The following is a 10305-nucleotide window of genomic DNA, read 5'->3' as shown; positions in this document are numbered from 1 at the left end:
TTCTACTGCAGCGGGATGGGCGGGCAGCGCATCCTCATCAGCCCGAAGCTCGACCTGGTGGTCGTGCGCAGTGGCAAGACCGCGCCGCACAAAGTGGCCGCGGTCGTCCAGTACTGCAAATCCCTGGTGGACCTCTTTCGCACAACGGCGCCCTAGAAACCCGCTGGGAACTCGTCCGTCGACATGCCCTTTACACGATGCGGAAGTGCATCGTCTGCGTGTCCTCGACTCCCAGGTCTTCGTAGTTGTCGTCGATCCGGGCGCCGATGAACTCGCGCCAGCTAAACGATCGGTAGTGCGGCTTGTCCGTGCAAAGCGACTCGATCGGTTCGATCGTCGCGTCGACCTGCGGGTTGTAGAAGTAGGGGATGCTGAGGCGAGAGGAGCGAGTCATCCGGGTGACCCGATGGACCGAAGCGCGATAGCGATCGTTGGTCCAGACCTGCAGGATGTCGCCAATATTCACGACGACCAGGCCGGGGGTCGGGGGAACGTCGATCCAGCTGCCATCGCGCCCCAGGGCCTGGAGGCCTCCCGTATTGTCCTGCAAGAGCAGCGTCAGCACGCCGGGATCGGTGTGATCCCCCAGCGAGACGTCGGCGAGTTCGGCGAGTTCAGACGAGTCACCCGCGACCGGATCCTCGACCGTGTAGTGATTCAAGCGCACGGTGCTCACTGCGGAGTTGCCTTTGTGAGTGGTGATGATCTCGTCGGGCAGATCGAGCGAGCGGTGAATCACCCGTAGCGTCTCTTCGGCCAGTTCACTGAAGGCATCGAAGAACTCGGCCTGGGTCTCGCGGAACCCGGGCAGGTTTTCGGGCCAGCGATTGCGGTCGGTCCGGCCGCGACCGCCCGGAGCCATGATGTCGAAGACTTCCTTGCAGTCGCGTTTGCGCTTGGTCAGTTCCCGGTCGTAGTAGCCCAGTGGCATGTCCTGGGTGCGGCGCACGGAGTTCTTGACTTCGCTCGGCTCTGCAAAGAAGCGGCGCGTTTCGTCCCACATGCGATCGATCAACTTGTCGTGACCGTGACCGGAGATCTGGAAGAAGCCGTGATTCGCGCACGCGTTGCTCAGCGCTTCGAGTGACGTCTTCTCGGGGTTCTGGATGTCGACGACCGGTACGAGGTCCATGGCTTCCGTCTCCTGGGTTCAGGGCCTTTAGCGGGTCGATTGCGAACCCGCGTTGCCGGGCGAGTCTACCACGCGAGATGGGCCGTCGACGGACGGCGAAAGGTTTCGAGTACAATTCAGATCTCGTGACGGACTCGCTGCATAATCTCGACGAAGCGCTTCAGAAGTTGGTTGCAGAGAGCCGCCCGACGCTCGAGCCTCCCGCGCGCGATCCGGTCAACCAGCCGATGATCCGACACTGGTGCGACGCGATTGACGATGCGAACCCGGTCTACACCGATCCCGCAGCGGCCGCGGAGTCGCTGCACGGTGGAATCGTGGCGCCACCCACCATGCTTCAGGCCTGGAGCATGCGCGGACTCGAACGCGGACCCGCCGCCGCAGCCATCATCGCCGCGCGCAAGGCCGGTCCGGCGGCCTTGCTCAACAAGGCGGGCTACACATCGGTGGTTGCTACGGACTGCGAGCAGGAATACATGCGCTATCTGAAACCCGGCGACCTGGTGACCACCGAGAACCTGCTCGAATCGGTGACCGGCGAAAAGAAGACCGCGCTCGGAGACGGTTACTTCGTTACCACCAAGACTACGTATCGCGATCAGAGCGGCGCAACCGTGGCCGAGATGCACTTCCGCATCTTCTGGTTCAAGCCGCGCAAGGGCGGAACCGCGTGAGCGCGCCGCGACCGCCGCGTCCGACCGCGAATTCCGACTCGTGCTTTTTCTGGGAAGGCGTCGAAAACGCCGAACTCCGGATTCAGCGTTGTGCGGATTGCGATCAGTTGCGGCATCCCCCAAGGCCGATGTGCTCGGCCTGTAACTCGTTTTCGTGGGACTCGATCCGGGCTTCCGGACGCGGCGAGATCTACAGCTACGTGATTCACCACCACCCACGCGTCTACGGCTTCGAGGCACCGTTTGCCGTGGCGTTGGTCGAACTCGCCGAGGGCACCCGGATCGTGGGGAATGTGAGTGGGGATCCGCACGACCTGTACGTCGGGATGCCGGTCGAGGTCGACTTCGTGCGCATCGATGACGCCTGGAACCTGCCCGCATGGCGACCTGTGTCCGGTACCCAAGAACGGATTTCGGAAGCGGGAAAGGCCGCAAGATGAGCGTTCTGGGAAGCACCCGCAGTTTCGAAGAGGTGAGCGTCGGACAGGAATTGCCTGAACTCGTGATCGAACTCACGCCTACCTTGATCATCTCGACTGCGATGGCCTCTCGCGACTACCAGGATGTGCATCACGATCGCGATCTGGCGCAGGAGCGCGGTTCGAAGGACATCTTCATGAACATCCTGTCGACCAACGGTTTTGTCGGACGTTATGTGACTGACTGGACCGGGCCCGAAGCCCTTCTGGAGCGGGTGGCCATTCGCCTGGGAGTGCCCAACTACCCGAACGACGAGATGCGCATGACGGGTGTGGTCGAGAGCAAAGAAGTCGTCGGGGAACGCGGCCGGATCGAGATCTCGGTTCGCGGCCGGAACGGCCTGGGAGACCACGTGAAGGGCACCGTCCGTCTGAGCCTTCCCCTGTCGAGTGCAGCGTGAGCGCTGGGCTGTCCGGTCGCGCGGCCATCGTCGGCATCGGGGCCACCGAATTCTCGAAGGAGTCGGGCCGGACCGAGTTGCAACTCGCGCTGGAGGCCGCGAAAGCCGCGATTGACGATGCCGGTCTCGAGCCGTCCGACATCGACGGCATGGTGACGTTCACGATGGACTCCAACGAAGAGATCGCGGTCGCGCGCGGTCTGGGTGTTCCACAGCTCACGCACTTCAGTCGCGTCCACTTCGGCGGTGGTGCTGCCTGCGGAACGGTTCAGCAGGCGGCCATGGCGGTGGCGACCGGGGTCTCCAAGGCTGTGCTCTGTTACCGCGCCTTCAACGAACGTTCCGGGCGGCGCTTTGGCGCGGGTCGCCAGGGCCCCACTCCCGATATGAACGCCGAGTTTCCCACCGACTGGTACGCGCCCTTCGGACTGGTCACTCCGGCCGCCTGGGTCGCGATGTTTGCGCGTCGCTATATGCACACCTACGGCGCGACCAGCGAGGACTTCGGGCGGATCGCGGTCGCGGACCGCAAGCACGCCGCGAGCAATCCCAAGGCCTGGTTCTACGAACGTCCAATCACGCTCGAAGAACACCAGAACTCGCGCTGGATCGTCGAGCCACTGCACCTTCTCGACTGCTGCCAGGAAAGTGATGGTGCCGTCGCGCTGGTCGTGACCAGCGCCGAACGCGCGCGCGATCTACGGCATCCCGCCAGCCTGATCAAGGCGAGCGCACAAGGCGCGAGTTTTGATCAGGAGTCGATGACCAGCTACTACCGCGACGACATCTCGGGTCTTCAGGAGATGGGCCTGGTTGGCGACCAGCTCTGGTCCATGTCGGGATTGCGTCCCGAAGACATCCGCACCGCGGTGATCTACGATCACTTCACGCCCTTCGTGTTGACCCAGCTCGAAGAACTCGGCTTCTGCAAGCGCGGCGAAGCACGGCACTTCATCGGCGACGGCCATATCGAACTCGATGGAACGCTTCCGCTCAACACGCACGGCGGCCAGCTGGGTGAAGCCTATATCCACGGCATGAACGGAATCGCCGAGGCAGTTCGCCAGTTGCGCGGCAGTGCCGTGAACCAGTTGGACTCGGTCGAAAACGTATTGGTTACCGCGGGAACGGGTGTTCCCACCAGCGGCCTGATCCTGGGCAGTGCCTGAGATGCCGCTGTGGGCTCTCCAGGGTTAGCCCTGATCCAGTTCGCTCAGTTCTTCTTCGCCTCCACCTTCGAACTCCGCTCGCGATGGCTCGATTCCGGGCAGGTGTCGCTCTTCCAGTAGCGTGCGGGTGCGCATCTGCTGGGCGCGGTCGATCGAATAGTAGCTGAGTACCCAGAGCGCCAGGAGTGCGATCAGCGTCGCGGAGATGTTCAGCACGCCCAGGCTGCGGATGGCCGCGGGTCCGACCTCACCGGGATCGGCTTGCAGGGGAAAGGCGATCAGGTCGAGACCCAGTCCCGCCACCGCGTGACCCATTCCCGAGGCCAGCTTTCCCGAAAACGATGTGGCCGAGAAGAAGATGCCCTGTTGCGCCTTGCCGGACTCGAGTTCGTGTTGCTCGGCCACGTCGGCCATCATCGAGCCCGCCGATACGAATCCCATCGCTGCAAACGTCATGTTGACGCACAGAAAGACGAAGATCAGCGGCAGCAGAAGTGGCGAGTCGTTGCTCGGAAACAAGCCCAAGAGTCGCAACGCGATCGGCAGAACGCCGATGATCGACGATGTGAGAGCGACGAAGATCAAGGTGGGTCGTTTGTCGAAGCGGCGGTGTGCCGGGCCTACGAGTGCGGCTCCCGCGAAGAAGCCGAGAGCGAACGGCAGCGCCAGGAGTCCCATCTTGTCGGTGTCGAACTCCCAGAGGAACACATTGATGTGGGTTCCCAGGGTGGTGATGATGCCGAAGAACACTCCGTATAAGGCAAAACCCACGAAGACCGAGCGGAACGAGACACTCTTCCAGGCCGAAGCGAACTCCACGCCGATGCGATGGAACGAGAACGGCTCGGGGTGCTCGGGGGCTTTGGGCAGATGCGGGATTTCCTTGCGAGTGCCCCACGCCGAATACCAGATGGTGATGATCATGAGTACGCCGCAGAACAGTGCGTACTTCGGATAGCCGGCGGGGTTCAACAAGCCGTTATCGGGAAACTCCGGCGTTTCGGGAAAGAACGCCCAGTAGGACAAGATCGTCGCACCCACTCCGCCCAGGACCGACAGCAGTGTGCGGTAGGCGACGATCGAGGTGCGTTCCTGATAGTCGGTCGAGAGTTCCGCACCCAGGGCCAGGTGGGGTACGTGATAAAGTGTCATCGCGCCGCGGACCAGAATGGCGAAGCTGGTCAGCCAGACGAACAGACCGATCTGGCCCAGGCCTTCGGGCGGGTAGAACAGAAAGAAATATGTGACGGCGAGCGGCAGCGCAGCAGCGTACATGAACGGATGGCGTCGGCCGCGCCTGGAGCGCCAGTTGTCGGACAGCGAGCCGGCCAAGGGATCGGTCACCGCATCGAAAACCAGCGCGACCAGGACCGCAGCTCCCGCGAGTGTGCCCGAGAGTCCCATCACCTGAGTGAAATAGAAGAACAGAAAGGTGTTGAAGCCCGAATTCTTCACATTCTCGGCGACCTGGCCGGTTCCGTACGCAAGCTTGGTACTGAAGCTGATCTGACCCATCCGCTCCGCGTTGTATCACGGAAAGCAGTGCCGATGTCTGCGTCGGGGCGTCCGGCTGCATCAACCGCATAGCGCTGGCTCTGGCATAGTGTCGGAAACGGAGGTAGCGGGCGATGATCAACAATAGTGACGAGCTATTGCACGAAGTCGGGAGCGATCCGGCCTGGCAGGAGAGTTTCTACTTCAACTGGGCCGATCCCGAGCGTCACAGTTTTACCCTGGCGCGTACGGGGTATCGCTTTCACCCGCGCAAGACGGACGGCCTGGTGATCTCGTTGCGCGAAGGCGAACTCGAACTCTTCTACGGGCCCGCGGATCTCGATCACGAGGGCGACTGTCGCGATGAGGATCCGGGCAAGGGCATGCGGGCCGGCGATCTGGTGGTGACGATGCTCGAACCGCTGCGTCGCTGGCGCCTGCAGATTGAAGGCGAGCGTGGTATGGACGTGACCTTCGAAGCTCACACGCCCGCGTTCGACTATGGGGCTCACGGGGCGCAACTGGCCACTACGATGACGGGCGCGCACTTCGAACAATCGGGTCGCGTCACCGGCTGGACGCACTTCGGTTCGCAGCGCCAGGAGATCGACGCCCTGGGGCAGCGCGACAAGTCGTGGGGCGTGCGCGACTGGCAGCGGCTCGAAGGTTGGAACTGGCTCGCGGGTCAGCTCGGACGTGATTGGAGTTTCAATCTGATGCAGACGTTCGAAGACGGCCGAGTGCTCGACAATGGTTTCGTCTTTCGCGACGGTGCGAACCATCCGCTCACAAGCGTGCGCATTGACTACGAATGGGGCGAGCACGAACACCAGATGCGCAGCGCTCGGATTGAACTCGTCGAATCCGCCGGCCGCACGCATCACCTGCGCGCCGAAGCACTCGGTGCCTTTCCCATCTTGCGGGACGACGTCTGGCTCGAAGAAACTCACGTGGCCTACACGCTCGAAGCGGGTGAAGCCGGTGGCGAGCGCGAAGGCCAGGGAGTGGTCGAGCACGTCTGGCGCGCGACCCAGGAACAGATCCAAGCTCGCGGAATGCGTCTGGCGGCCATTCTGAAAGCGCTGCGGCAATGAGCTGGAGAACCGGTTCCGACTGGGGATAACGGCCGAACAGCCAGCGGGCCGAACAGCCTGCCGGGGGTGCAACACGTGTATCCTCGGGGGATGGGCTCGATCTACCCCATCACCCCCGAGATGCTCCGCCCGGAGGTTCTCCACTCACTCATCTACCCGGACCTGGATCAGGTGCTCTTCTGGGACGATACGTGGGATCCGGAGTTCTACGTCGCGCTGGCTCATGCGGGATTCATCTGCATCGCGCACGAGGATCCCGAAATCGGACCGCTGCTCATTCCCGAGCTACAGGACAGCTACGCGGTTCTCGATTGGCAGAACCTGCACCGCTCGCGGAATCTGCGGCGCCTGCTGCGATCGCAACGACTGACCGAAGAAGGCGTCGAACTCCGAGTCGTGGCGTCCGCCGAGCGCGTGCTGGAGAACCTGGCCGCCTACCACGACCGGACCTGGATACTCCAGCGTTATCGCGAACTCGTCGGCAAACTTCCGCGCAATTCGGCTCCGGGATTCGCGATCCACGGAATCGAGTTGTGGTCGCAGAAGCGCAACGAACTGGTGGCGGGTGAGTTCGGTTACACGATCGGTCGCACCTACACGAGTCTGTCGGGGTTCTGCAGTCCCGACGATCGCGAGTACCGCCATTTCGGCACGCTCCAGATGTACCTGCTGGCGGAGATGCTACGGGACTGCGGCTATGCGTTCTGGAACATGGGTCACCCGAGTCCGGAGTACAAAGCGGCGTTCGGAGCGCGCATCCTTCCGCGGCTGGAGTTTCTGGAGAAATGGTTCGAAGCGCGAGACATCGCGCCGAAACTGGAGTTGGCCGAAGCGCAAGATCAGCGCTTTCCGGAGACGGAAAACCGGCGCTGAAGCGCGGTCGCGATCATCGCCGCTACAGAGCCCGCACCGGCCAGCGCCATGTCCCGGTGCGAATCCCAGACGTCTCCCTGGGCACCGACGTAGGCAATGCCCGTGTCCTCGGCAAAGACCATGGCCGCCGTCCATTCAAGAAGTTCATAAAGCGCAGATCCGGACAGCAACAGTAAAACCGGTAACAGATAACTCCAGAGCGTTCCCCGCAAGTCGGCGCGCGAAGTCAATTCGAAAATCGGGAACGTGAGCAGAAGTCCGAACAGAAAATGAACCGCGCGATCGAAGTGGTTGCGTTCCCAGGACAGAAGCGAGTTCAGGGAGTTTCCCGTCAACGCTTCGAACCAGCGGTCGTAGGGTACCAGCGAGTAGGTGTAGTGGGAGCCGATCTCGTGCACGGCCAGGAAGACCAGGATCAAGACGTAGGACGACGCCGAAAGGCGGAAGCGATACCACGAAAGAACGAGCAGAGGCAGGCCGATGGCTACGAGCACGTTCTCGAGTGCCCAGGTGGCGCGGTCCGGTGGGGCCAGGCCCAGCACCACAACCTCGACCAGGAATGCCAGGAAGAGACCGGCCAGTCCGACGTGCGCGATGCGGCTCAGTCGGCGACCTTCAGCGTGATCACCGGAACGGCCGAGCGGCGAATCACTCGCTCTGCGACGCTTCCGAGCACCACGTGGGAAAGTCCCGTGAGTCCCCGAGTCCCCATCACGATCAGATCGGCGCAAGTCTGCTCGGCGTGCTTGATCACCGCCAGGTCGGGCATGGTGCTCGAGACATGCGTCTCGACCTCCAGGCCCCCCAGTTCGTTTCGCAACTCGTCGAGTCCTTTCTGGGCGTCGCGCTGAAGTGCATCTGCGAACGATTCGTTCGCAAAGGCCTCGGCTCTTTCGCTAGGCGGCCTGAGATGCGTGCTGTGCATCAAGATGATCCGACCGGCCGTGCGTACGGCCAGCTTCTGCGCCCACTCCAGCGCCGCGTGTGCGTGTTTCGAGAAGTCCGTCGGCACCAGGATCGTCTTGTAGGCGGATGGAGCCGGCGAATCGGAGTGAGCAGTCAGCACGGGGCAGGGGGCGAGTCGCGCGACGCGTTCTGCAACGCTGCCCAGGACCACGTGCGCCAGTCCCGTGCGCCCGCGCGTTCCGATGGCGATCAGATCTGCATCGATTTCCTTCGCCCGCGCGCAGATCGCGGTCGAGGCATCTTCGACGGCCACTCGAGCAGAGACCGGGAGGTCGGGCTTGCGCATCCGCACGGCCATTTCTTCGAGTTTCTCTACCGCCTGCTTGCGGGCAATCTCGACAAAATCTCCGGGCATGTCGATTGCGTAGGGCCCTAATGGGACCGATGAGATGAACACCGAGGTGAAGAGTTCGAGTTCGGCGCCGTAGAGTTGCGCCAACGCCTCGCCGTGGTCGCCCGCGCGGGCCGCGTGAGGCGAGTCGTCCGTCGCGATCAGGATGCGTTTCATCGCTACCTCCGTCCGGACATGGAGCAAGCGGCATGCCGCTTGCGAACATGCTCCGGAAGCCTTTAGGTATGACTCGGGAGCCGTTGCCGAGGTGAATTGTCTCGAAAGTGAGTCGAATTTTCCATTATCGACCCCTACCCGGAACAGGAAACATCCACCATGGTTTCTGAAGAGCCAAAGCTGAAGCGAACTCTGTCGGTCTGGCTGCTGACGCTCTACGGGCTGGGAACGACCGTCGGCGCGGGAATCTACGCACTGACTGGAGAGGTCGCGGGTGGAGCGGGCATGGCTGCGCCCCTGGCGTTCCTGCTCGCCTCACTGATTGCGGGCGTCAGCGCTCTTTCCTTCGCCGAACTCTCATCCCTGTATCCGCAGAGTGCCGGTGAGGCTCTCTACGTTCGCAAGGGGTTCGGCCTGCGCTGGCTCGCGACCCTCGTCGGACTGATGGTCGCGCTCGCGGGCACGGTCTCGGCCGCTGCGGTCGCCAATGGTTTTGTCGGCTATCTGGCCGAACTCGTCGAGATCCCGCGTGCGTTGAGCATTACCCTCTTCGTGATCGGGCTGGGTGCGATCTCAGCCTGGGGAATCGGCGTATCCGTCCGCCTGGCCGGCATCATCACCGTGATCGAAGTCGGCGGTGTGGTGGCGATCATTGCCGCCGCATCCGCATCGCTGACCGATCTTCCCCAGCGCTGGAGCGAGTTCCTTCCGCCACTCGAACTCGGCGCCTGGAATGGAATCCTGGGAGCAACGATACTGGCTTTCTACGCGTTCATCGGCTTCGAAGACATGGTCAACGTGGCCGAGGAGGTTCGCGACGTTCGCCGTTCCATGCCGATCGCCATTATCTCGACTCTGGTACTGACGAGTGTGTTCTACGTGGGTCTGGCGACGGTCGCCGTCCTGGCGGTGCCACCGGAGGAACTGGCCGAAAGCGCCGCACCCCTGGCGATGCTCTGGCAGCGTACGACCGGTCTCGAACCGACACTGATCGGGTTCATCGGCGTGGTGGCCATGCTCAATGGGGCGCTCATTCAGCTGGTCATGGCGCCGCGCGTTCTTTACGGACTGGCTCGCCAGGGTTCGCTGCCGAAAGTTCTGGGGCAGGTACATCCGAGTACCCGTACGCCAGTCCTGGCGACGGTCGTCGCAACGATTGTGACCTGGATTCTGGCGCTGTTCTTGCCCCTGGCTCCACTGGCGGCGATCACCTCGGTGCTGACGCTGGCGATCTTCGCGCTGGTCAATCTCGCTCTCTGGCGGCTCAAGGCCAGACCTTCCAGCGTTTCCGGAGTGCTCGACATACCTCGCTGGGTGCCTGCAATCGGTTTCATCGTGAGTCTGATCTTCGTCGGGATCGCGCTCTTCTGACCTTCTAGGGAATCTCTGCACAGGGAGGATTCGAGCGAGAAGCGGGAGTCGCCGCCTGAGCAAGAAGCGTGATCCGATCGCAGATCCGTAGATCTGCAGAGGGTCGCGCGACGCAGCGCAGGCGGATGCATCGCGCTTCGCAGC

Annotated in this window: 10 protein-coding genes and 1 pseudogene; 7 read left to right on the top strand and 4 right to left on the bottom strand. The window is 62.6% G+C overall.

Annotation, left to right across the window (positions count from 1 at the left end):
* A partial coding sequence (locus GY725_24105) for a hypothetical protein (protein ID MCP4007279.1) occupies window positions 1-156 on the top strand: 156 nt, incomplete at its 5' end.
* Between the two features lie 34 nt (window positions 157-190).
* Here GY725_24105 and GY725_24100 read toward each other — a convergent pair.
* Window positions 191-1132, bottom strand: coding sequence for an isopenicillin N synthase family oxygenase (locus tag GY725_24100; protein MCP4007278.1), 942 nt, complete (start codon window positions 1130-1132; stop codon window positions 191-193).
* 77 nt (window positions 1133-1209) lie between these two features.
* Between GY725_24100 and GY725_24095 the strand changes: the two are divergent.
* The 3 genes and pseudogenes from GY725_24095 to GY725_24085 all read left to right on the top strand — a co-directional run bounded on the left by GY725_24095 (window position 1210) and on the right by GY725_24085 (window position 3855).
* A pseudogene (locus GY725_24095) lies at window positions 1210-2246 on the top strand (hypothetical protein).
* Window positions 2243-2686 carry a MaoC family dehydratase gene (locus GY725_24090; protein ID MCP4007277.1) on the top strand — a complete coding sequence of 148 codons (444 nt, stop codon included), beginning with the start codon at window positions 2243-2245 and terminating at the stop codon, window positions 2684-2686. The pseudogene GY725_24095 and the gene GY725_24090 overlap by 4 nt, the downstream one beginning before the upstream one ends.
* Window positions 2687-2694: 8 nt before the next feature.
* Window positions 2695-3855, top strand: a complete 1161-nt coding sequence (locus GY725_24085; GenBank protein MCP4007276.1) for a lipid-transfer protein — start codon at window positions 2695-2697, stop codon at window positions 3853-3855.
* Between the two features lie 24 nt (window positions 3856-3879).
* Here GY725_24085 and GY725_24080 read toward each other — a convergent pair whose 3' ends face one another.
* Window positions 3880-5370 carry an MFS transporter gene (locus tag GY725_24080; protein ID MCP4007275.1) on the bottom strand — a complete coding sequence of 497 codons (1491 nt, stop codon included), beginning with the start codon at window positions 5368-5370 and terminating at the stop codon, window positions 3880-3882.
* Window positions 5371-5483: 113 nt separating this feature from the next.
* On the opposite strand from GY725_24080, the gene GY725_24075 reads away from it, so the two are divergent.
* Both GY725_24075 and GY725_24070 read left to right on the top strand, forming a co-directional pair.
* Entirely contained in the window at window positions 5484-6443 is a 960-nt protein-coding gene (locus GY725_24075; GenBank protein ID MCP4007274.1) for a hypothetical protein, read from the top strand.
* 90 nt (window positions 6444-6533) lie between these two features.
* The gene (locus GY725_24070; GenBank protein MCP4007273.1) at window positions 6534-7316 is read left to right on the top strand and encodes a GNAT family N-acetyltransferase; all 783 of its coding nucleotides are present in this window, start codon (window positions 6534-6536) and stop codon (window positions 7314-7316) included.
* Here GY725_24070 and GY725_24065 read toward each other — a convergent pair.
* Together GY725_24065 and GY725_24060 are read right to left on the bottom strand one after the other, a co-directional pair.
* On the bottom strand, window positions 7283-7921 hold the full coding sequence (locus tag GY725_24065; protein MCP4007272.1) for a DUF2238 domain-containing protein: 639 nt from the start codon (window positions 7919-7921) through the stop codon (window positions 7283-7285). The two genes, GY725_24070 and GY725_24065, sit on opposite strands and share 34 nt — an antisense overlap.
* Entirely contained in the window at window positions 7918-8790 is an 873-nt protein-coding gene (locus tag GY725_24060) for a universal stress protein (protein ID MCP4007271.1), read from the bottom strand. The genes GY725_24065 and GY725_24060 overlap by 4 nt, the downstream gene beginning before the upstream one ends.
* 159 nt (window positions 8791-8949) lie before the next feature.
* Between GY725_24060 and GY725_24055 the strand changes: the two genes are divergently transcribed.
* Entirely contained in the window at window positions 8950-10161 is a 1212-nt protein-coding gene (locus tag GY725_24055; GenBank protein MCP4007270.1) for an amino acid permease, read from the top strand.
* Window positions 10162-10305: the final 144 nt, after the last annotated feature.

Source organism: bacterium (assembly GCA_024226335.1).
GTDB lineage: Bacteria > Myxococcota_A > UBA9160 > SZUA-336 > SZUA-336 > JAAELY01.
Note: the sequence above shows the minus strand (reverse complement) of the source record. Positions and strands in the feature narration are given on the sequence as shown.